The organism is Sporosarcina luteola, from assembly GCF_023715535.1.
GTDB lineage: Bacteria > Bacillota > Bacilli > Bacillales_A > Planococcaceae > Sporosarcina > Sporosarcina luteola_B.
In genome coordinates, this window is the sequence record NZ_JAMBOI010000010.1 from 1 (window position 1) to 21,651 (window position 21,651).

The following is a 21,651-nucleotide window of genomic DNA, read 5'->3' on the forward strand; positions in this document are numbered from 1 at the left end:
CAAGCCATGCCCGCGGAAAGCGAGCGCCGGAACGGAAAGCAACAGTATATTGACAGGACCCTACACCTTCATTCAAGCAGTGAAAAAATCTAGTAAAACACTTGACTACAGGTAAGAAAGCGTCCGCCAGGAGTGGAGATCAACTTATCAAACTTTACAAGAGACATGTTGAATCATGTCTCTTTTTGTCTTTTCATCATTAATTCCCAGATATCTCTTTACGATGAGATCACTTTTCTGTATGCTAGTAAAAGAAGTGGTCAGACCACTCGGATTACTAATTCCAAGAGGGGCGGCCGTATGCAAAATACAAAACCATCATCTAAAATGTTCCTGGACATCGTTGACGAACTCAGGCTGATGATCAAGGCAGAAGGCATCAAGTCGGGTGACAAAATACCATCTGAACGTGTCTTGGCAGAACGCCTGCAAGTCGGAAGGTCGACAGTCCGCGAAGCACTAAGAAGCCTTGAGCTGCTTGGGCTAATCGAAACTCGCCGCGGTGAAGGGACATTCCTTGCAGATTTCAAAAAGCACCAGCTTGTGGAAGTGCTTTCGACGTTTGTCATGCAACAGCCAAAAGCGGCAACGGATGTAACGGATACACGAATTATCCATGAAAAAGCGGCAATTCAAACAATCTGCGAGGATGTACACAAACGTAATTTGCCTGTTTGGGAAGGGCTGATCATGAAGCTCGACGAAGACGGCGAAGTTTTCCGGGAGGATATAATTCGGGAAATGATTGTCGCGACTGACAACCGATTATCATTGAAAATTTGGTTTATACTGAAACGATATAGCAAAGTTCCATACGAGCAAATGACGGTAGGCATTGAAAACGACATTGTGAGATCGTTGCTCAAGCATTTGATTGAAGGAGACGTACTAAACGCACTAACTGACTATAACAAGTGGATTGAACATATCGAGGGGGAAAACGAAGAATGATCCGTGAATTATTTACAAAAAAGAAGCAGGCGATAACGATACCTTCGGCTGATGCGAAAAACGATGTGCCGGAAGGGATCATGACGAAATGTCCGGATTGCAAGCAGATCATCCTGACGAAAGATCTAATAAAAACAGCAAAAGTTTGTCCGAAATGCGATCATCATTTTAAGATGACGGCATGGGAGCGTGTCGAATGCCTTTTTGATGAAAACACTTTTGAATCGATGGACGACCATTTAAAGTCGGAAAATCCATTGAAATTCCCGTCCTATACCGAGAAGATTGCATCGGATTCGGAAAAGACCGGATTAAACGAGGCGGTTCTTACTGGAATTGGGAAAATTGGAGGAAATGAAGTTGCAGTTGCGATAATGGACTCTCATTTCCGAATGGGCTCAATGGGATCGGTTGTCGGCGAAAAGATCACACGGGCAATTGAAGCCGCTACTGATAAAAGTATTCCCGTCATCATCTTCTCTGCGAGCGGTGGAGCACGTATGCAGGAAGGTGTATTGTCCTTAATGCAGATGGCGAAAACGAGTGTTGCTCTGCAACGCCATGCTGACAAAGGATTGCTGTACATCTCGGTCATGACTTATCCGACAACTGGAGGAGTATCCGCAAGCTTCGCGTCTGTTGGCGATATTAACTTAGCTGAACCTAAGGCCCTAATCGGATTTGCGGGGAGACGGGTGATCGAGCAGACTGTAAGGGAAAAGCTGCCGGACAATTTCCAGACAGCCGAATTCCTTTTGGATCATGGACAACTCGATGCAGTCATCGATCGTCGTGAATTGACGGAGACCCTTTCTAAACTGGTCGGACTGCACGTAAGGGAGGTAAAATAAACATGAGCAAGACATTGGCATTTGAGGAACCGATTGTGAAACTTCGGGAGAAGATCGATGAACTTGAAGAATTCACTTCAACCAATGAAGTTGATCTTTCCGATGAAATCGGGAAATTGAAAACGAGATTAAGCAATTTAGAGACTGAAATCTATAGCAATATGGAGCCTTGGGACCGCGTTCAAGTGGCAAGGCACCCGGAACGACCGACGACTAAGGATTATATCGCTGAACTGTTCGAGGATTTCATGGAACTGCACGGAGATCGCTCGTTTGGGGACGACGCGGCAATCATAGGCGGAATCGGATTTTTCGAATCGATGCCAGTTACAGTGATTGGTCATCAGCGAGGGAAAGACACAAAAGAAAATGTGAAACGCAATTTTGGGATGCCCCATCCGGAAGGGTATCGAAAAGCATTGCGGTTAATGAAACAGGCTGAAAAGTTCGGCCGTCCGATCATCTGCTTTATCGATACGAAAGGTGCTTATCCCGGAAAAGCGGCTGAAGAACGCGGACAAAGTGAAGCGATTGCCCGCAATCTCATTGAAATGGCAGGATTGAAAGTGCCGGTAGTTTCGATCGTCATTGGAGAAGGCGGCAGTGGAGGCGCGCTCGCGTTAGGTGTCGCTAATCATATCCATATGTTGGAGCATTCGACGTATTCCGTCATCTCCCCTGAAGGTGCAGCGTCCATTCTTTGGAAGGATGCAAGCCTATCCAAACAGGCCGCAGAGGCGATGAAAATCACTGCTCCACATTTAAAGGAAATGGGAATCATTGATGAGATTATTCCAGAAGTGCTTGGTGGCGCACATCGTGATCCGAAAGCGCAGGCTGTAGAAATGAGAAAAGTATTGAAGTCTTCATTAGACTCGCTCTGTGAAATGGATGTCAATGCAATTATAGATGACCGTTATAATAAGTTTCGTAATATCGGTGTGTTTTCAGAATGATAAGGTGCGGGTTTCCCCCGCATCTTTTCGTGTTATAAGAAATCATTTACAATACATAGTGAACTAAACACGAAGGGGTGATCCATTTGAAAAAGATCGGTGTATTGACAAGTGGGGGAGATGCACCCGGCATGAATGCCGCTGTCCGTGCGGTTGTACGGAAAGCGATTCATGACGGATTTGAAATTGCTGGGGTTTTCAATGGTTATCAAGGACTCATCCAAGGAAAGATTGAATTGTTGCAACTCGGTTCTGTCGGCGACATTATCCAACGTGGTGGTACAATGCTAAGATCCGCCCGTTCTCCGGAGTTCATGACAGAGGAAGGGCGTAATGAAGCGGTTCGCCAGTTGAAGGCACATCATATCGATGGCCTCGTCGTCATTGGTGGGGATGGATCATTCCGAGGTGCGTTTGAATTAGTGAAGATGGGAATTCCGTGTGTTTGTGTTCCTGCCACAATCGACAATGATATTAATGGCACGGAATTTACAATCGGTTTTGACTCTGCACTGAATACAGTCATAGATGCAATCGATAAGATCCGGGATACCGCAACATCGCATGAACGCACTTTCATCATTGAAGTGATGGGTCGGGATGCCGGTGATCTTGCACTTTGGTCAGGGCTCGCAGGTGGTGCAGAAACGATTCTTATACCTGAAGAAGGCTATGATATGGATGAAATCGTACGGCGATTGAAGAGCGGTACTGGCCGTGGGAAGAAACATAGTATCATCGTTGTCGCAGAAGGTGTCATGTCCGGTTCGGCTTTAGCAGACTTGTTGAAGGAGAATGCGGGAATTGAAACGCGGGTATCCGTCCTCGGACATATCCAACGCGGGGGTTCCCCGTCCGCCCGCGATCGGGTCATTGCAAGCCAATATGGGGCAAGGGCTGTCGAAGTGTTGAGTGAAGGACGTGGCGGTGTAGCTATTGGTATGCAAAACCATAAGGTGGTAGACTATGACTTAGAAGTGGTATTTGCACCAACAGACCATGCTTTGGATATGGAACTGTATAAGTTATCCAAAGAATTGTCGATTTGACCAAACTACTCTATATGACGAGTACAATACGAAGGGGCGTTTTGTGATGAGAAAGACAAAAATTGTGTGCACAATCGGACCAGCCAGCGAATCACCGGAGTTACTTGAACAGTTGATCGAGGCAGGTATGAACGTAGCACGGCTTAACTTTTCACATGGTTCGCATGAAGAGCATAAAGCCCGGATTCAAGCCATTAGGGAAGCATCGAAAAAGACAGGCAAAGTAGTCGGAATTCTACTTGATACGAAAGGTCCTGAGATTCGGACTCACTCGATGAAAAATGGACAAGTCGAATTGATCACCGGCCAGCACGTCGATATTTCGATGTCTGAAGTGGAAGGGAACGACAATGTTTTTTCAGTTACATATGAGAAGCTTATCGAAGACGTGGATAAAGGATCTGTCATTCTATTGGATGATGGGTTGATTCAATTGGAGGTCGTCGGAAAGGATCTAGAAAAAGGTTTGATCCATACGATTGTTGTCAACTCAGGGACGTTAAAAAATAAAAAAGGCGTGAACGTTCCAGGCGTTTCGGTACAGCTTCCTGGAATTACCGAGAAGGACAAAGAAGATATTTTGTTCGGCATCCAGGAAAATGTCGATTTCATCGCAGCCTCTTTTGTGCGAAGAGCGTCGGATGTTATGGAGATACGGGAATTACTTGAGAAAAATGATGGAGGACATATCCATATTATTCCCAAGATTGAGAACGGAGAAGGCGTCGACAATTTGGATGAAATCTTGACGGTATCCGATGGATTGATGGTTGCACGTGGCGATTTAGGTGTGGAAATCCCTGCAGAGGAAGTTCCGATTGTCCAAAAAAACATGATCGAAAAGTGCAATCAGGTTGGCAAGCCTGTCATCACTGCGACACAGATGCTCGATTCCATGCAAAGGAATCCACGTCCTACACGAGCTGAGGCTAGTGACGTTGCGAACGCAATCTTGGACGGTTCGGATGCAATCATGCTATCCGGGGAAACGGCAGCGGGACTCTATCCGGTTGAATCCGTCCGTACAATGGACAGGATTGCGAAAACAGCTGAGAACGCAGTCGATTACCGTTCAGTCGTTTCTACACGCCGCCGAGAAAAACACGGCAATATGACGGAAGCAATCGGACAGGCTGCTGCGTATACAGCCATCAATTTAAAGGTGAAAGCAGTGCTAGCTCCTACGGAAAGCGGTCACACCGCCAAAATGATCGCCAAATATCGCCCGGGGTGCCCAATTATTGCGATTACCGCTTCAGATGAATGCTCAAGGAAATTGTCGCTTGTATGGGGAATCTATCCGGTCATCGGCAAAAGAGTGAATTCCATTGATGAGATTTTGCAGGAATCGGTCGAGGAAAGTGTGAAGCACCAATATGTAACTCATGGTGATGTTGTCATTATTACGGCAGGCGTACCGGTCGGCGAAGCAGGAACGACGAATTTGATGAAAATCCATGTTATCGGGGATCTGCTGGCGAAAGGGCAGGGAATAGGAAAATCAGTCGCTTTCGGACAAGCGGTTGTCGCTCATAACGCCCAGGAAGCATTGGCGCATAACATGAAAGGGAAGATCCTTGTCACCTATTCTTCCGACCGCGATATGATGCCTGCAATTGAAGAGTGCGCAGGTCTAATAACAGAAGAGGGCGGTTTGACAAGTCATGCGGCTGTCGTCGGTCTTAGTTTAGGCATCCCTGTCATTGTCGGAGTCGAGAAGGCGACTGAGATTATTGTCACTGGAAAAGACATTACGATGGATGCGGAATCCGGAGTCATTTATAATGGACATGCAAGAGTATTATAAAAAAATGTATTTAGGCTGTCTTCCAATTTGGTTCGGAAGCGGCCTTTTTAGGATTGGAGTTGTTGTGGAATGAAATGGCTGCTGCCGTTATTTATCCTCGTACCAGCTGCGGAAATAATGATATTGCTCTATTCGGGAAACACAATCGGAATCATGCCGACACTTCTGCTTATCCTTGTCAGTGGGATCGGAGGGGCTTACCTTGCAAAGAGGCAAGGTTTTAAGGCACTGGCTGATTTGAAGAACAGGATGGGAACGATGGAGGCCCCTGGAAATGCCGTGATTGATGGCGTCTGTATTTTCTTTGGCGCTATTTTATTGATCATGCCCGGGTTCATTACGGATATTGCGGGACTTTTGCTGTTGTTCAAAGGACCTCGGAAAATAATCCGGCCATTTATCATCGGTTGGATTTACAAAAAAATGAAACAGGGCAGGATAGTCATTCGGTGAAAGACGAATGCTTTTTCAGTTTAAGGGCTGCGAACAGAAGAAATGGAGTTAACAGAATGCCTGGTAACCCGAATAAGTACAATGAACATACGGTGATGAAAAAAGCATGGATCGCCTTTACGCGAAATGCGGAAGCCCACATATAGGATTCAGCTAATTGCCTCGTTACAACGACGAAAATATATAGCAAGGCGAGCGATACACCGATGAACAGTTGGTTTGAGTAGAGAAAGAATGCCGACATCGGAATCAGAAATAGACCTATGCCTAATAATGGCAAGCTATCGGCGATGGATACAAGGAATGCTGTGCCTATCGGCGATTCAAAGCCGAGAAGTGAGAACCCGATGATTAGGATGATGAACGTCAATAAAAACAATCGGGCTTCAACAAATGCGAAAGTACCGAACAATTCGCCGGACTTGGTGAAAATACGTTTGGCTGATGCACGCATGCCGACGGGGAAATAGACTAGAAACCAAAACTTGTTTTTACCTGATTCGCGCAATGCAAAAAAATAAGCGACGAGAAAGATGAACATGCTGAAAATTCGTTGGAAAAAAGTGGCGGTAAATGTAATTGCGTATTCGAGCAACGCATGTCCATAGTCAATAATCTTCTCCTCAAGGAATGAAAGGATTTTCCCTGTCAAATTTGTTTTACCAGTAAATGTTGACAAGTGTTTTTCCATAAGAGGCACGGTATCCATAAGTCCATGCAATGCGATGAAACTAAACGAGCTGAAAATGAATAAAATTGAAAGCATGACGAAAAAAGTTGCGATCGTTAAAGGAAGTTTTGTCATTGCCCGGACTGCTAGTAAAATAGGAGAAGTAAAATAGGCGATGATGATAGCGATTCCGACGGGTGGAACTGCAAAGATGAAGATTCCTGCAAGTATGGCAGGAATCCATTTCATGGCCAATGGTTGGAGAGTTTGCTGTTTTATATGACTTTTTAGCAAGTTTTCATCCTTTTTCTATTAATTTATGAAGAAAACAAGCGTTTCCATTCACAAAACTGTACTATTTGACTATAATGGGATTGTAAGCGTTTCAGACAGTACTAAATAAAAAGTAGATTTGCCGTAATTTGAAAGTTTTAGTAGATGAAACGGCAATATTGACTGAAGGAGCGATTTAAATGACAGCATCAAAAGGTTTGGAAGGAATCGTAGCGACACAATCCGCCATCAGTTCTATAATTGATGACACTCTTACATACGTCGGTTACGATATCGATGATCTGGCAGTAAATGCAAGCTTTGAGGAAGTTGTTTATCTTTTATGGCACCAACGTCTGCCAAAAGCGGACGAGCTAGCAGAATTAAAGCAGCAACTTGCGGATAATATGTCGGTTCCACAGCCTGTACTCGATCATTTTAAGACATATCCGATTGGCGAAGTACACCCGATGGCGGCATTGCGCACAGCAATTTCCCTACTCGGATTATACGATGAAAACGCTGAAGATATGTCTGATGAAGCCAATTATGTAAAAGCAATCAAGCTTCAAGCGAAAGTGGCAACCATTGTTACTGCTTTCTCTCGCATCCGTAAAGGTCAAGAGCCCGTTGCTCCTAAACTGGAACTTGGCTATGCAGCAAACTTCTTATATATGTTGACAGGTGAAGAGCCTGAAGACATCGCTGTCGAAGCATTCAATAAAGCATTAGTGCTTCACGCTGACCATGAATTGAACGCATCCACTTTCACTGCGCGTGTTTGTGTAGCAACACTTTCCGATATGTATTCCGGCATAACGGCTGCAATCGGAGCACTTAAAGGCCCTCTTCACGGTGGTGCGAATGAGCAGGTAATGAAGATGCTCATGGAAATCGGTGAAGAAGAAAAAGTCGAATCTTACATTAGAGAAAAACTTGACAATAAAGAGAAAATCATGGGCTTCGGCCACCGTGTATACCGTAAAGGCGACCCGCGTGCGAAGCATCTCCGTGAGATGTCAAAAAAATTGACAGAACTCCGCGGAGAAGAGAAATGGTATAATATGTCCCTTGAAATCGAATCAATCGTGACAGGCGAGAAAAATTTACCACCGAACGTGGATTTCTATTCGGCTTCGGTATATCATTCGCTTGGCATTGATCATGATCTATTTACACCTATCTTTGCAGTGTCCCGATTCTCAGGTTGGACGGCCCACATCTTGGAGCAATACTCCAATAATAGACTGATCCGTCCACGTGCGGAGTATATCGGACCAGACATGCAGAAATACGTGCCAATCAACGAAAGATAACTTGTATCCCGATCTTATCGACCGGAATCACAAGTGATACATCGGGGAGATAGGACAACTATCGGCCCCCTCATCTTGAAATGGAGGAAAGTAAAATGGCTAAAATTACAGTAACTGACGGAGTTCTTAACGTTCCAGATCACGCAACAATCCCATTCATCATTGGAGACGGTACTGGCCCTGATATTTGGCATGCGGCTTCTCGCGTTATGGAGGCGGCGGTCGATAAAGCATATGACGGCCAAAAGAAAATCGAATGGAAAGAAGTTCTTGCAGGAGAAAAGGCATTCAACGAAACTGGAGAATGGCTACCACAAGAAACGCTTGACACAATCGATGAGTACCTTATCGCTATCAAAGGTCCTTTGACAACTCCGATCGGCGGCGGTTTCCGTTCTCTGAACGTAGCGCTTCGTCAAGAGTTGGACCTCTACACATGCTTGCGTCCTGTTCGTTATTTCGAAGGGGTTCCATCACCTGTTAAACGCCCGGAAGACTGCGATATGGTCATCTTCCGTGAAAATACTGAAGATATCTACGCTGGTATTGAATACCAAGAAGGTACAGATGAAGTTAAGAAATTGATTTCATTCCTACAAGACGAAATGGGTGTAAAAAACATCCGTTTCCCTGAAACTTCCGGTATCGGTATTAAGCCTGTATCCGAAGAAGGTACAAAGCGCCTTGTTCGTGGTGCAATCAATTATGCGCTTAAAGAAGGCCGTAAGTCCGTGACTCTTGTTCATAAAGGGAACATCATGAAATTCACTGAAGGTGCTTTCAAAAACTGGGGTTACGAAGTTGCGGAGCAAGAGTTCGGTGATAAAGTGTTCACATGGAACGAATATGACAAGATCAAGGAAGCGGAAGGGACAGACGCTGCGAACAAAGCGCAAGCAGACGCAGAAGCTGCTGGCAAAATCATCGTTAAAGATGCAATCGCCGATATCTTCCTACAACAAATCTTGACGCGTCCGAAGGAGTTCGATGTTGTAGCGACAATGAACTTGAACGGCGACTATATTTCTGACGCACTTGCAGCCCAAGTCGGTGGAATTGGTATCGCTCCAGGTGCTAACATCAACTATCTAACTGGACATGCAATCTTCGAAGCAACACATGGTACAGCTCCGAAATATGCTGGTCTCGACAAAGTGAACCCTTCTTCCGTTCTTCTTTCAGGCGTAATGATGCTTGAGCATATGGGATGGAACGAAGCTGCAAACATGATTACTGCTTCTATAGAGAAAACGATCGCTTCTAAAGTTGTCACATATGACTTCGCTCGTTTGATGGATGGAGCAACAGAAGTGAAAGCGTCCGAGTTTGCTGATGAATTGATCAAAAACCTATAATATTTATGGAACCGGGAAGCCTTGATGCTTCCCGGTTTTTTAATGCCAACCAAGTTTCTTCTCTTTTGGAGTGAAAATTGATACACTTTCTATAACACTAATTCCGAGCGGGAAAATGAAGGGGGAATACACTTGATTTTAGGAAAAAAAAGACGGATTGGCAGGGAAATTGATAAAATTGTTGAAGGTGAAAAGCTGAAGCTCACCGAAAAGATTGAGGATAAGGATTTACTACTTTATCTAGGTCTTACAAACGACTCCAATCCACTGTACATCCAGCATGATTATGCTTCCCGAACCGAATACGACAAGCCGATTGTGCCGACGATCATGTTAAACGGAATCATCACGTCCGCCATTTCGAAATATTTGCCTGGTCCGGGGTCTCATGTCGCGGAACAGCATTTGGCCTTCCCTAATCATGTACATCATTATGAAACAATCGATTTTCTATTTGAAGTGATCCGCGTGGAAATAGAGAAAGGGTCCGTTGTGATTCAAGTTGAAGCTGCGAATGAAGATGGGAAAACCGTCATTTCAGGCACCGTAACGGTTATTCCGCCATCCATCCGTGAAAACCTGACTTCTGATGCAATGGAAAACTTCTGAATTTGAACAAAGAGTATATAAACAGTGAGCATTTAAGGGGGATTAAGAAAGTCATGCAGAAAATCTTGATTGTAGACGACGAGCAGCCGATTCGTACATTATTGGATTATAATCTGAAACAATCTAATTTCGAAACAATCATGGCGGCTGATGGGGAAGAAGCGGTAGTGAAGGTAGAAAACGAAAATCCCGATTTAATTCTGCTCGACCTCATGCTGCCGAAAATGGATGGCATAGAAGTGTGCAAAATCCTTAGGCAACGGAATATTAACACGCCTATCATAATGTTGACAGCTAAAGGTGAAGAAGCCGATAAAGTCTTGGGATTGGAAATTGGAGCGGACGATTATATGACGAAACCGTTCAGTCCCCGTGAAGTGATCGCAAGAGTGAAGGCGGTCCTACGACGCAGTGGAGAGCGGACTGGCATTAATGAGGATGAAGGGCAGATCCTCCGTTCGGCATCCCTTACTGTTCATCCCGAGCAGTACGAAGCTTATCTGAATGAGGAAGCATTGGAATTCACTCCGAAGGAATTTGAACTGCTCGTCTATTTCATGCAAAATAAAAACCGTGTGCTCACTCGTGATCAATTATTGAGCGCAGTTTGGAATTACGACTTTGCCGGAGATACTCGGATTGTTGATGTGCATGTCAGTCATTTACGGGAAAAGATTGAGGATAATACGAGAAAACCAATTTTCATTAAGACGGTTAGAGGGATCGGATATAAATTCGAGGAGCAGAAATTGAAATGAAAGGTCTCAACTCCAGACTTTTTATCGCTTTTGCCATCATATTGTTGATTCTGTTGACTGGTCTTGGCGTTGTCCTTGGCCAGTTTTTTCATATGATCGACGATGGAATAACATTGCGGGTCCAACAAAAGTATTGGATCTTCCTACTCGTCATTTTACCCATAACGTATATTCTGTCCTTGATGCTAAGTGCCCGTGTCATTAGGCAATATGCAAAACCAATCGATCTAGTGACAAATACGGTCGAGAAAGTTGCGCGCGGCGATTATTTGGCGAGGACGCCGATTGATGATTTAGGGAGTTATAATGCGCTCGGCATCGCGGTTAATCAGGTTGCGAGGAATTTGCAGGAGACTTCCATATTACGGGCAATGGAGAAGGAACGGCTGAAAACATTAATTGAAAGCATGGGCAATGGTCTCCTAATGTTCGGAAGGGAGGGGTCTGTCAATCTTTTAAATGGCGTATTTGAAAAAACCTTTGGATTTAAGCGGGATGAATTGATTGGAAAAACGTTCATGGACATCGGCTTGCCACAAGGCATTGAAAGATTGATTGAAGACGTTTTTTTGACGGAGCAAGTGCACGAAAGGCAAATCCGGAACGGTCAATCCCACTTTAATGTTTATGGGGCGCCTGTTATCGGGCGTCACGGAAATTGGCTTGGTATCATTGTCGTGACACATGATATTACAAAGCTCGTAAGATTGGAGGAAATCCGTAAAGATTTTGTTGCCAATGTTTCCCACGAGTTGCGCACCCCAATCACCTCCATTAAAGGATTTACCGAGACTTTATTGGACGGTGCAATGAATGATCCATCTATATCTAAGGAATTCCTTGGAATCATTCAAAAGGAAAGCGATCGTTTGCATGTATTGATTAACGACCTTTTGGAGTTGTCGGGAATTGAAAGAGAAGGTTTTCAGCTGCAATATAGCAAGGTCTTCGTTCCTGATGTCGTTAACAATGCGGTAAAGATCATTAACGGATTGCTTGAAAGGAAAAGTATGGGCATTGTCATAAACAATCAATCAAAAATTGTAATTGACGCGGATGCAGACAGACTGATCCAAGTGATGGTGAATTTGTTGACCAACGCTATCAATTATTCGAAAGAGCATACGACAATAACCATCAATGTATCGGAATCTTACGATGAAGCAATTATTGAAGTGAAGGATGAGGGGATGGGAATCGATCCGACGGAGCTGCCAAGGCTGTTCGAACGGTTTTACAGAGTGGATCGTGCGCGAAGCAGGGATTCCGGTGGCACAGGTCTTGGGTTGGCAATTGTTAAGCATCTGATTGAGGCGCATGGTGGAAAGGTTGCCGTTGAAAGCGAACTAGGTGCCGGGTCTATATTTACTATACGTTTACCAAAGAAATCCGCTTAAGGCGGATTTTTTTGAAACCAAAACTGCCCCTTGACCGTAAGTACAGTAGATACATACATAAAGGGGGAATTCAAATGAGTACACGCCGAGCATCGGTGGCTGCAGGGCTTGTAATTACTGGAGTGTTATTGCTCATCATTGCGTTTACGACGTGGTACACGGTGGACGAGTCTGAGCAGGCAATCGTCATCACTTTCGGTCAGGCGGGTACACCTGTAACAGAATCGGGTTTGCATTTCAAAATGCCTTGGCCGGTTCAGCATGTTGAGAAACTTTCAAAAGAGACATTCAGTCTCCAGTTCGGTTACAAACAAGATCCAAATGGGGAGCTTGTTTCCTTTGATAAGGAAACAAAAATGATTACCGGAGATGAGTATATTGTCCTTGCGGATTTAGTTGTCCAATGGAAAATTACAGACCCGGAAAAGTATTTATTCAACTCGCAAAACCCACAGGAAATTTTACATGATGCAACATCCGCCTCTATCAGATCGGTCATCGGAAGTTCGACGATCGATTCAGCATTGACAGATGGAAAAGCGGAAATTGAAGCGAAAACGCGTGAATTATTGACAACGCTTATGACGAATTATGATATCGGCATATCCATTCAAGGTGTCAAATTACAGGATGTAGAACTCCCGAATGCCGAAGTCCGTGCTGCATTCACTGCTGTTACGGATGCCCGTGAAACAAAAAGCACTAAAATAAATGAAGCTGAAAAATACAAAAATCAGCGGGAAAGTGAAGCGATTGGAGAGCGGGATGCAATTAAATCGCGCGCGCTCGGACAAAAGAAAGCGCGTATTGAGCAAGCTCACGGTGATGTTGCCCTGTTCAATGATTTGCATGCGGAATACGCAAAAAGCAAGGCAATCACCCGCCAGCGTTTAATCATTGAAACATTGGAGCAAGTATTGCCAAAAGCTAAAATCTATATTATGAACGATGATGGTGAAACGTTGAAATATTTACCATTGCAGCAACTGGAAAACCAAACACCACCACCTGCTGAGCAGAAAACGGAAGGGGGAGGCAACTGATGACGAACGACAACAATCCATTCAAAAGCATTGAAGATAAATTTAAGGAAATGCAACGTGGGCAAAACAAAAAGGCGACTGGATCGGATAAGGTCATTACTCCGAAAAAGCCATTCAATACGAGAAAGTTTGTAAAAACAGCAATTACATTAACAGTTATCTTTGCGATTGCTATCATTCTGCTTGCCAATGTATTCGTTGTAAAAGAAGGCGAATACCGCGTTGTACGCCAATTCGGTGAAATAACGAGAATTATTAAAGAGCCTGGTTTAAACATGAAAATCCCATTCATTCAATCAGTGACAAGTTTGCCGAAAAATCAAATGACCTATAATGTTTCAGAAGCGGAAATCAGCACAAAAGATAAAAAGCGGATTATCATTGATAATTATGCCGTATGGAAAATTACGGATGCTAGGAAGATGATATCCAATGCGCGAAACATCATCAATGCGGAAGCACGCATGGAGGAATTCATCTATTCCGTCATTCGGAACGAGATGGGTAAGTTGGATTACGTAGATGTCGTCAATGAGGAGAATTCAAAGCGAGGCAACTTGAATGACCTTGTCACGAAGAAAGTGAACGAATTTCTTGATGAAGGTAATTTTGGCATAGAAGTGATTGATGTGCGGATGAAACGGATTGACCTTCCGGAGGAGAACGAACATTCCATCTACACACGGATGATTTCGGAACGTGAATCAACGGCCCAGCGATACCTTTCAGAAGGAGATGCCGAAAAGAAGACAATTGAGGCGGAAACGGACCGTATCGTGCAAGAGATGCTAGCGACTGCAAAAAAAGAAGCTGCCATCATCCATGCCGAAGGGGAAGCAGAAGCTGCTAAAATCTACAACAACACCTTCTCAAAGGATCCAGAGTTCTACAATCTATACCGTACCCTCCAGTCCTATTCACGGACAATCGGGGAAGACACGATGATCATCATGCCGGCAGACTCGCCGTACGCGAAAATATTGACAGGATACTTGGAATAAAAGAGAGTGGAAACTGTTGCTTTCCGTTTCGGCGCTCGCTTTCCGCGGGCATGGCTTGAGCCAATCGAACCACGAAGAGTTCGATTTGCCGTATTTCTGCGCCTTTTGCGGAAATTAAGGCATCTTCATTCCGCTCCCTTAGGGTCGCAAAAAACACTGCTCCCTTAGGGTCGCAAACAACACTGCTCGCAACGCTACGCTTGTGCAAACGCCGTGCTTCGTAACGGCGTTCGCAGGAGTCGAGCGCCTTCGTTAATATAAAATTTAAACAACATAGACTTGTGAGGGGACAACTTTGAAAAAGTTATCGATAGCAATATTGGGTGCAATTGTAGCGTGGTTAGTATTAAGTTTTATCGTAAAAGATTTTGAAAGCATTCCTATATTTACACTTATCATAGGCTCTGTACTCGGATATAGTATCGGCAAGAAAGAAGGAGCGAAAACGAATTAGGACCCTGTCGTACTTAATAGGAAAATAATTAGAGGGACGTTGATCCATTAAGGATTAATGCCCCTTTTTATATAATTAATTGATCTAAGCAGAGGGCAATTGAAGAAAGTAATGAACGGAGTTGGAGTGTATGAGTGAACGATATGAATTAAGTTTTAAAAACAAGGAAGTAAGAATGTATGTTTATTTGGTTGTACCAACACTTATCATAGCAAGCATCCTTATATTTTATGGCGAACAGAATTATCACTTTATTCCTTTGTTAGCGTTTTTGATTATCTTTTATGTATGGCGTTATTTTTACAGAAGAAAGCGGAAGAAAGAAGGAGAAAAATCTTCTTAAACTAGCGGGTGCTTTTGATTGAAGATCGTTGAGCTGCTTAGACGGCTCTTTTTCTTCTTTAACTAAAACTAACGGAGCAAGTTAGTTGAATAAGAAAAAAAGCGAAATGTTATACTTACTAAAATTTCAAATATTATGATTCGATTCTACATATACCAGCTCTTCTTGAATGCATATGATTATTTTGATAGAATATTTATAACATTCGAAAGGGGAATTATAGATTGAAAAAACTATGCATTACTTTCGGTTCTATTGTTGTCGGTGGAATGTTAATGACAGGATGTAGTGAACAATCGGAAGAAGTACCGTCACAAAAAGAAGTCCTTGCTGAATCTGTAAAGAAATTCACGGATGAATATAGAGCAAAAACCGGACCGTTTTCAAAATACCAAACTGTCAAAGAATATATAACGGACATTGCGGATAGATGGGTAAATGAAGCTAAAACATCGGAAATGAAGGCAGAAATTTTGAATGATGCACTAGTTTACGCTGATTACTTTCAAGATGAAATCGAGGAAATGGGGTTAAAGGAAGACTTCGACAAATTGCAATTGTTAGGGCTTGAAATACTCAATAAGAATCACGTGAATGAAGGAAATGAAGAACGATGGGACAACTTTCACAAACAGTTAGGAGAAATCCTATCTCAAATTGATGGGACGATGGTTTCTAAGAAGCACAGCCCTGAAGATGCAGAACGGCTTGCACAATTGAAGGGAAAAACGGTTACACATACAGAATATTTTTCTTTAATGGATTATCTGTATTCTTTAGGGTCGGATTGGGAGAGAGGTTCGGAAGTGCGTAAATTGTATCATGGTGATGATGCAGAACCGCATCTTGCTAGCGTAGCAATTGCCTATACGAATTACTTTGAAAAAGAAATCACTGAATTAGGATTAAAAGAGGAATTTGATACATTCCAATTGTCGGCTGATAACGTAGTTCAAAACTACGGTAAAGATGGATACGTAAAGCATAAGGAAGAATTTGAGTACAAATTATACGACATGAAATCTACAGTGGTCGAAGCATCAAGATTCGAGGATATGCAGTCGTGGGCTTCAGCTTCAGTCGGAATCCTTTCAGAACCATTAGCTAGGTACGATGAAAATGCAAAGCAAATCGCATTGAGGGCATATAAAGTCATGTACAGTTTCCCGCTTAATGTGATAGAAGAAAAAAGCTTGGATTCCGAAGAAGGTGAGATACAATCAAAAACAATTCTTCTCGCAAGCGAAATACTTATACAACAGCGTGTCGCTGAACGTCCCAAAGACTTTGAAGAATTGTGGGCGAAGTATGATGAAATGAAACAATATATTGAGGACGTAGCGAATGAATATCAATAATAGTAAATGGTCCGAACTTTGGTGTTCAAGGAGTTCGGACTTTGGCGTAAAAATGAATAGAGAAAAATTGACTAACGGGTGCTTTACTTGAAGAACATTGGGCTACTAGAACAGATCGATTTTCTTCAAAAGAGACTCAGAAAAATCTTTTTTTAAAAAAGCTGAGCATTCAGATTGTGTATTTGAAGTTGATCGTTAAATCAGGAACCAACCCCATTCGACTTATATTATAGGCAAGGCTGGTGCAATAACCAGGGTAGGATTACTCTCCCATGAGTGCTACTCGTATAGAGTGCGACAGTCTGTGATGCACCGTGGTCGTTGGAGTCAGACTAACGGATGGGCTCAATGGCACCATAGTTGATCGACCTTCTTGGCCAGCCATACAAATCTATACCCGTTCTGAAACAATTTTCACCCTCTGTGGTGCAGCGTTTCTAGCTGCGTGGATGGCTAACGGGGCAGTTTAGTTTAATTAGGAGAATCTAAAACGCTGGGAGAAAGAGAAAGAGAAAGAGAAAGAGAGGGGGTGAAAAATTGGAAAGAAAGTTTAGTAAGCTTTCTATAATATTAATTATTGTTGGGATTTTTATTGCTTATATGGTTTTTCCACCTATCAATATAACTTTTGGAAAGTGGTCTATGATAGCCGTACCGATCGGTTTTGCTATCTATTTAACAGGCATAACACTTGGAATTATCGCTTTCATTAAGAGAGAAAAAGGATTTATTAAATATATTTCATTAATTTCTATTTTGCTGGGTGTTTTGTTTGTTTTATTCCTCTCTCATATATTCGGGGGAGAAATCTAAGTAATGTTGAATATGCTTCACTGTACTCCTTAACGGCTGCTTTACTTCAAGATCTGCTGCTTAGACGGCTCTTTTTTCTTATTTAACTAAAGAAGCAGATTAGTTGAACAAGGTTTTTGCAGAAAAATGAAGAATTACTTAGTTAAGCAGGCAGTATCCAAATAAATTTAGGGGATGAATTATGGTAATCAGAGAGATGGACTTATCAGATGTTGAAAGAGTTAGGGCTATTGCACTTGCTACGTGGAGGAATACATATAGTGGGTTTATTCCAGAAGAAATACAAGATAAAGTTTTAAAGGATGCTTATTCTATTGAGGCGATGAATAATCGGTTTAGTTCCTCTCTAAATTTGGTAGCTGAAAATGGTGAAGAGATTATGGGATATGCTTTTTTCTCAGGAAATCTATCCGATAAAGATGTATTCTTAGAGTCCTTATATATTCATCCTAATCATCAAGGAAAAGGACTTGGAAAGTTACTATTGCTAACAGGACTTGAGCAATTCAAAGAACCCGCTACTTTATCTTTAACAGTGTATAAAGTAAATCCTAATATTTCCTTTTATGAAAGAGAAGGCTTTGAGGTAATGAAAGAAAATAAGGGCGAATTTTATGGACATCCAGTAGTTTTTACTCTGATGAAAAGGAATTTGGATAACCTTGTAAAGTAATGTGCTTAAACTAACGGGAGTTTTATTCAACTAATGAGGGAGGTTAGTTGAAGAGCGTTGTCTAACTTGTGTTCAACAATCGGTCCAGATTGTTGAGATGCAGGGTAAATTATTTTATGGGGGGATTAATATTAAGAAGCTATATCTTGTAATTGTATTTTTTGTTCTCATTCTGAGTGGATGCGATAGCAATTCCAATACAGATGAGTTACAAAATCCGAAATATAGAAACCCGTATGAGACTCCTGTAAACATCACAGAAACTGAGGCAGAGAAAATTGCGTTCGACCAAGCTTATCTGGATAAGCTTGACTCGCCAGTAATTCCGAAGAATTGGAAGACAGAAATTCGGAGCGTGTATTCTTTAAAATACGATAGGGACGTTTTAGTTTACGCCGTTTATTTAAAGACTGCTGAATTACCACCCGAAGAAACTATGTTTAACCAAGTTTACTATATAAGTACCGACAATGGAGAAATTATAGAGTCAAATCATTAAAACTTCTTTTTAATAATCGGGTGCGATTGTATAATATGCGTCTCTTTTTTCTTCTTCAACTTACGGGTAGCTTTACTTGAAGAACAAGCTACGAAGACGAATCAATGTTCTTATTAAACTAACGAGGCAGTTTAGTTCAATAAGAAGGTTATTTTCTGATTGCGTTGAATAAGTTAATATATGTAAATTAATGTACAAAAGGACTGCTTTACTAGTCTGAGTGTGGCACTATTTCTTGACCTAACGAGGCGGGTTTGCTCAAGAAGGAAATTAAGTTTTATATTCGCAGAGCAGTTATAGGAGGATAGAATGGTGAATTTTTGTTTATATGTAGTCACCTCATTATTGTCTTTTATTGGAGGTTTTTACGCTTATATCCTGACGTTAAAAATTGTTTGGGAACAATCATTGAGTGGTGGTGACATGAAAGCTGTTTTATTTTGGGGTGGCATTGTATTCTTTTTACTTGCAACTCCAATTTATTTAGGAATTATCTATTTTATTGATAATAGGTTCAAAAAAATAAAAGGATTACTCTATCCTGTTGGGTGTATTCTTGTATTTTTTATCCCAACATTATTAGTAACATTATCTTTTGGAAGCATGAACACATTTTCTCCTGAAGCAAAGTTGTTTCACTCTTTTTTCCTAACATCAGGACTAATTTTTGGGCTGTGTAGTTGGGGATTTAAAAAATTTAAAGCTAGATCAGTGATTTAAGTAACTCAGCAGGTTAGTTGAAGAAAAAGCGTTTAAGAGGAGGATTATTATAGGAGATAAAATTATTGTACTAAACGCGGCAGTTTGAAAGAAGAAGGTTATCAAATAATACGAGGGGAGAGAAAATGAGGAACAATTTATTTATTTTTGCAGTAATTTGGTTACTTTTGTTAGTTGGTTGTTCACACCAAGAAACATTACTAAAGGCAGAAGATAATAATAGCAGTGAATTAGAGATGGATGCCTTAGATTTAGTTATACCATCCAGGGAAAGTATTTTAAAAGATGGCTATCCATTAAATGATAATGGACAAACTTATGGACCAAATATGGGAGACGCGACGATTATTCTCGGTGAACCTGATTTACAGTTAGCAATAGGTGAGAACGGAACAATAGGTTATGCAAAAAAAGTAGATTTGGAAGGTCCGCAGCCTAGAACTCCTGAAGAAGCAGTTAAACTTATTAAAGTTAAAAAAAGAGAAATTCCTTTGTATGATGTTGATGGAGAGACAATTATCGGTAAATTTATTGTAGGTGGATAAAGATGTTCTATTATTGAACGACTTATAGGAAAGAGAAAGAGTTATGAAAGTAAAGGGTACTTTTAGTAGATCTGAGCTGCTTAAACGGCTCTTTTTCTTTTTCAACTAACGAAGCAGGTTAGTTCAAGAGTGTTGTTTAACTTGTGTTCAACAATCGGACCAGATTGATGAATTCATTATTAGTTCATTGGGGGTAAATCTATGAAAAAGACTTTTGGGACATTCATTATCCTATCCACGTTATTACTTGCCTCTTGTGGAGGGACTTCAACTGCCTCATCGTTAACTGTGATTGAAAAAGGTCAGTCAAACAATAACAAAGAATTTTGGATTTTAGTAAATGACTCGAACGATCCAAGCAAAGAAGAAACGTTTAAGATAATGATAAAAGAAAGGGCGATTTGGAACCTGATTGAAGAAGAGAAGGAGTATTTCATCATGTATTCAAACAATGGAGACAAACCTCGGGTACTAGAAAACATTCAGCGTTAATGGCTGGAGAATGATAATGTTTAGTGCAATCCTTGCCTACAATAGGGCGATATTGTTTAAGGAGCGTCTCTGTTCTTATAAACTAATGGGTGCTTTTTAGTGCAGATAGTTTAGCACTTGAGGGCTCTTTTTTCTTGTTCAACTAACGCGGCAGGTTAATTGAAGAAAAACATTGAAAAGAGGTTGATATGAATATGGAGACCTTACAACACAGGATTAGGTTAGCCTTTGATTTATTCGATAAAGGAGACTTTACTAAAGCCGAACAAATATACAGCGAGTGTCTTGATGAGATTTCTAAAAATACAGAGCTGTATAAAGACGTAATATTTGGTATGGGGTATGTTAAAGCACATATGAGTAAGTTTGACGAAGCAAGAAATTGTTATAAAGAACTTATTAAAATGGCGATTGTAATGGGAATAAGACTGAATTGGCAATGTATATGCACCAACTTGGAATGGTAAAAGAATGGCTAAAAAATTTGATGAAGCATTGCAAATCTTTGAAGATGAGAAAAACTTGTTACGAGAACATCAATTAGGTACTGAGTTAAATGAAGCAGTTAATTTATATGAAAGAGGCTATATATACTATTTGAAAAATCTTAATGACCAAGCGTTACCGTTAATGCAACAATCACTCAAACACGCTGAATTATCTGGAGATAAAGTTTGTGTTGCTTGTGCATTGAGAGGGCTTGGTGAGATTTACAGGGCAAACGGGAACAGAGAAATGGCAGTAATCTATTTTAAGAAAGCATTGTTAGCGTTTAAAGAAGCTGAAAACCAAAGAGGCGCAAAAGAAATTGAAGAATTATTATCGTTAGATAATTAAAGGGATTTGACTGAATTTCTTATTGAACTAACGGGGCGCATTGATTTGAAATTCGCTTGATGATGTATCGCATTTGGGCCACACTCATTTTATGTGGCTGCCTTGCTGTCACAAAGATGGCAGGATTATTGTCATTCCGGCTTTCAAGATATCGTTTAAGCCATATGTCGCAACGTGTATTGAAATAAACTTCCCTTTCCTTATCTCCTTTTCCTCTAACGATCGCGGATTGGTTTGTCCAATTAATATTGTTCTATTCTAACGCAACTATTTCTCCAATTCGACAACCGGTAGAAAACATGAATTCGAAAATCGCTTTTTCTATTGGGGTATGACAGGATTCACGAAGGTGTTCTATCTCTCGTTCGGTTAAATGCTTGGGTATTCGCTTACCGACTTTGGGCTCTTTAATCTTGGAAGTTGGATTC

At 41.6% G+C, this 21,651-nt stretch carries 23 protein-coding genes; 22 read left to right on the forward strand and 1 reads right to left on the reverse strand.

The window, feature by feature from the left end; all coding sequences use genetic code 11:
* Positions 1–300 precede the first annotated feature (300 nt).
* The 6 genes from M3191_RS14490 to M3191_RS14515 all read left to right on the forward strand — a co-directional run bounded on the left by M3191_RS14490 (position 301) and on the right by M3191_RS14515 (position 6,067).
* The gene (locus tag M3191_RS14490) at positions 301–951 is read left to right on the forward strand and encodes a FadR/GntR family transcriptional regulator (RefSeq protein ID WP_251701091.1); all 651 of its coding nucleotides are present in this window, start codon (positions 301–303) and stop codon (positions 949–951) included.
* On the forward strand, positions 948–1,802 hold the full coding sequence (gene accD / locus M3191_RS14495; protein ID WP_251701092.1) for an acetyl-CoA carboxylase, carboxyltransferase subunit beta: 855 nt from the start codon (positions 948–950) through the stop codon (positions 1,800–1,802). The genes M3191_RS14490 and accD overlap by 4 nt, the downstream gene beginning before the upstream one ends.
* A 2-nt stretch (positions 1,803–1,804) precedes the next feature.
* Positions 1,805–2,758 carry an acetyl-CoA carboxylase carboxyltransferase subunit alpha gene (locus M3191_RS14500; protein WP_251701093.1) on the forward strand — a complete coding sequence of 318 codons (954 nt, stop codon included), beginning with the start codon at positions 1,805–1,807 and terminating at the stop codon, positions 2,756–2,758.
* 86 nt (positions 2,759–2,844) lie between these two features.
* On the forward strand, positions 2,845–3,807 hold the full coding sequence (pfkA, locus tag M3191_RS14505; RefSeq protein WP_251701094.1) for a 6-phosphofructokinase: 963 nt from the start codon (positions 2,845–2,847) through the stop codon (positions 3,805–3,807).
* Between the two features lie 46 nt (positions 3,808–3,853).
* Positions 3,854–5,614 (forward strand): pyruvate kinase, encoded by a 1,761-nt coding sequence (gene pyk / locus M3191_RS14510; RefSeq protein ID WP_251701095.1) that lies wholly within the window; start codon positions 3,854–3,856, stop codon positions 5,612–5,614.
* Between the two features lie 69 nt (positions 5,615–5,683).
* Positions 5,684–6,067: an FxsA family protein gene (locus M3191_RS14515; protein WP_251701096.1), complete on the forward strand. Its 384-nt coding sequence runs from the start codon at positions 5,684–5,686 to the stop codon at positions 6,065–6,067.
* On the opposite strand, the gene M3191_RS14520 is transcribed toward M3191_RS14515, so the two are convergent.
* On the reverse strand, positions 6,057–7,031 hold the full coding sequence (locus tag M3191_RS14520) for an AI-2E family transporter (protein WP_251701097.1): 975 nt from the start codon (positions 7,029–7,031) through the stop codon (positions 6,057–6,059). The genes M3191_RS14515 and M3191_RS14520 overlap by 11 nt on opposite strands.
* Positions 7,032–7,210: 179 nt before the next feature.
* Between M3191_RS14520 and citZ the strand changes: the two genes are divergently transcribed.
* From citZ to M3191_RS14600, 16 genes are all read left to right on the forward strand, one after another.
* On the forward strand, positions 7,211–8,326 hold the full coding sequence (citZ, locus tag M3191_RS14525; protein ID WP_251701098.1) for a citrate synthase: 1,116 nt from the start codon (positions 7,211–7,213) through the stop codon (positions 8,324–8,326).
* 95 nt (positions 8,327–8,421) lie between these two features.
* The gene (gene icd, locus M3191_RS14530; protein ID WP_251701099.1) at positions 8,422–9,681 is read left to right on the forward strand and encodes an NADP-dependent isocitrate dehydrogenase; all 1,260 of its coding nucleotides are present in this window, start codon (positions 8,422–8,424) and stop codon (positions 9,679–9,681) included.
* A gap of 132 nt (positions 9,682–9,813) precedes the next feature.
* Complete coding sequence (locus tag M3191_RS14535) at positions 9,814–10,290, forward strand: MaoC/PaaZ C-terminal domain-containing protein (protein WP_251701100.1); 477 nt, start codon at positions 9,814–9,816, stop codon at positions 10,288–10,290.
* 53 nt (positions 10,291–10,343) lie between these two features.
* Complete coding sequence (locus M3191_RS14540) at positions 10,344–11,048, forward strand: response regulator transcription factor (protein ID WP_251701101.1); 705 nt, start codon at positions 10,344–10,346, stop codon at positions 11,046–11,048.
* The gene (pnpS, locus tag M3191_RS14545) at positions 11,045–12,445 is read left to right on the forward strand and encodes a two-component system histidine kinase PnpS (RefSeq protein ID WP_251701102.1); all 1,401 of its coding nucleotides are present in this window, start codon (positions 11,045–11,047) and stop codon (positions 12,443–12,445) included. The genes M3191_RS14540 and pnpS overlap by 4 nt, the downstream gene beginning before the upstream one ends.
* Before the next feature lie 74 nt (positions 12,446–12,519).
* Positions 12,520–13,488, forward strand: a complete 969-nt coding sequence (gene hflK / locus M3191_RS14550) for an FtsH protease activity modulator HflK (RefSeq protein ID WP_251701103.1) — start codon at positions 12,520–12,522, stop codon at positions 13,486–13,488.
* Positions 13,488–14,489, forward strand: a complete 1,002-nt coding sequence (gene hflC, locus M3191_RS14555; protein WP_435368168.1) for a protease modulator HflC — start codon at positions 13,488–13,490, stop codon at positions 14,487–14,489. The genes hflK and hflC overlap by 1 nt, the downstream gene beginning before the upstream one ends.
* Before the next feature lie 584 nt (positions 14,490–15,073).
* Positions 15,074–15,286, forward strand: coding sequence for a hypothetical protein (locus M3191_RS14560; RefSeq protein WP_251701104.1), 213 nt, complete (start codon positions 15,074–15,076; stop codon positions 15,284–15,286).
* A gap of 224 nt (positions 15,287–15,510) precedes the next feature.
* Entirely contained in the window at positions 15,511–16,644 is a 1,134-nt protein-coding gene (locus M3191_RS14565; protein WP_251701105.1) for a hypothetical protein, read from the forward strand.
* A 537-nt stretch (positions 16,645–17,181) separates the two neighbouring features.
* Positions 17,182–17,457, forward strand: coding sequence for a hypothetical protein (locus M3191_RS14570; RefSeq protein ID WP_251701106.1), 276 nt, complete (start codon positions 17,182–17,184; stop codon positions 17,455–17,457).
* Positions 17,458–17,638: 181 nt separating this feature from the next.
* A complete protein-coding gene (locus M3191_RS14575) occupies positions 17,639–18,130 on the forward strand; it encodes a GNAT family N-acetyltransferase (RefSeq protein WP_251701107.1) in 492 nt (163 codons plus the stop codon).
* 811 nt (positions 18,131–18,941) lie between these two features.
* A complete protein-coding gene (locus M3191_RS14580) occupies positions 18,942–19,349 on the forward strand; it encodes a hypothetical protein (RefSeq protein WP_251701108.1) in 408 nt (135 codons plus the stop codon).
* A 125-nt stretch (positions 19,350–19,474) separates the two neighbouring features.
* Positions 19,475–19,894, forward strand: coding sequence for a metal ABC transporter substrate-binding protein (locus M3191_RS14585; RefSeq protein WP_251701109.1), 420 nt, complete (start codon positions 19,475–19,477; stop codon positions 19,892–19,894).
* A gap of 201 nt (positions 19,895–20,095) precedes the next feature.
* Positions 20,096–20,386 carry a hypothetical protein gene (locus tag M3191_RS14590; protein WP_251701110.1) on the forward strand — a complete coding sequence of 97 codons (291 nt, stop codon included), beginning with the start codon at positions 20,096–20,098 and terminating at the stop codon, positions 20,384–20,386.
* Positions 20,387–20,580: 194 nt separating this feature from the next.
* Complete coding sequence (locus tag M3191_RS14595; RefSeq protein WP_251701111.1) at positions 20,581–20,853, forward strand: tetratricopeptide repeat protein; 273 nt, start codon at positions 20,581–20,583, stop codon at positions 20,851–20,853.
* 4 nt (positions 20,854–20,857) lie between these two features.
* A complete protein-coding gene (locus M3191_RS14600) occupies positions 20,858–21,223 on the forward strand; it encodes a tetratricopeptide repeat protein (RefSeq protein ID WP_251701112.1) in 366 nt (121 codons plus the stop codon).
* Positions 21,224–21,651 lie beyond the last annotated feature (428 nt).

Excerpts from the sequence above, each read along its gene's own strand:
- pnpS (WP_251701102.1), top strand. The coding sequence starts at position 11,045 with ATGAAAGGTCTCAACTCCAGACTTTTTATCGCTTTTGCCATCATATTG.
- M3191_RS14515 (WP_251701096.1), top strand. The coding sequence starts at position 5,684 with ATGAAATGGCTGCTGCCGTTATTTATCCTCGTACCAGCTGCGGAAATA.
- accD (WP_251701092.1), top strand. The coding sequence starts at position 948 with ATGATCCGTGAATTATTTACAAAAAAGAAGCAGGCGATAACGATACCT.
- pyk (WP_251701095.1), top strand. The coding sequence starts at position 3,854 with ATGAGAAAGACAAAAATTGTGTGCACAATCGGACCAGCCAGCGAATCA.
- M3191_RS14600 (WP_251701112.1), top strand. The coding sequence starts at position 20,858 with ATGGCTAAAAAATTTGATGAAGCATTGCAAATCTTTGAAGATGAGAAA.
- citZ (WP_251701098.1), top strand. The coding sequence starts at position 7,211 with ATGACAGCATCAAAAGGTTTGGAAGGAATCGTAGCGACACAATCCGCC.
- M3191_RS14490 (WP_251701091.1), top strand. The coding sequence starts at position 301 with ATGCAAAATACAAAACCATCATCTAAAATGTTCCTGGACATCGTTGAC.
- icd (WP_251701099.1), top strand. The coding sequence starts at position 8,422 with ATGGCTAAAATTACAGTAACTGACGGAGTTCTTAACGTTCCAGATCAC.
- M3191_RS14590 (WP_251701110.1), top strand. The coding sequence starts at position 20,096 with ATGAAAAAGACTTTTGGGACATTCATTATCCTATCCACGTTATTACTT.
- M3191_RS14595 (WP_251701111.1), top strand. The coding sequence starts at position 20,581 with ATGGAGACCTTACAACACAGGATTAGGTTAGCCTTTGATTTATTCGAT.
- M3191_RS14575 (WP_251701107.1), top strand. The coding sequence starts at position 17,639 with ATGGTAATCAGAGAGATGGACTTATCAGATGTTGAAAGAGTTAGGGCT.
- M3191_RS14560 (WP_251701104.1), top strand. The coding sequence starts at position 15,074 with ATGAGTGAACGATATGAATTAAGTTTTAAAAACAAGGAAGTAAGAATG.
- M3191_RS14540 (WP_251701101.1), top strand. The coding sequence starts at position 10,344 with ATGCAGAAAATCTTGATTGTAGACGACGAGCAGCCGATTCGTACATTA.
- hflC (WP_435368168.1), top strand. The coding sequence starts at position 13,488 with ATGACGAACGACAACAATCCATTCAAAAGCATTGAAGATAAATTTAAG.
- M3191_RS14500 (WP_251701093.1), top strand. The coding sequence starts at position 1,805 with ATGAGCAAGACATTGGCATTTGAGGAACCGATTGTGAAACTTCGGGAG.
- M3191_RS14585 (WP_251701109.1), top strand. The coding sequence starts at position 19,475 with ATGAGGAACAATTTATTTATTTTTGCAGTAATTTGGTTACTTTTGTTA.
- hflK (WP_251701103.1), top strand. The coding sequence starts at position 12,520 with ATGAGTACACGCCGAGCATCGGTGGCTGCAGGGCTTGTAATTACTGGA.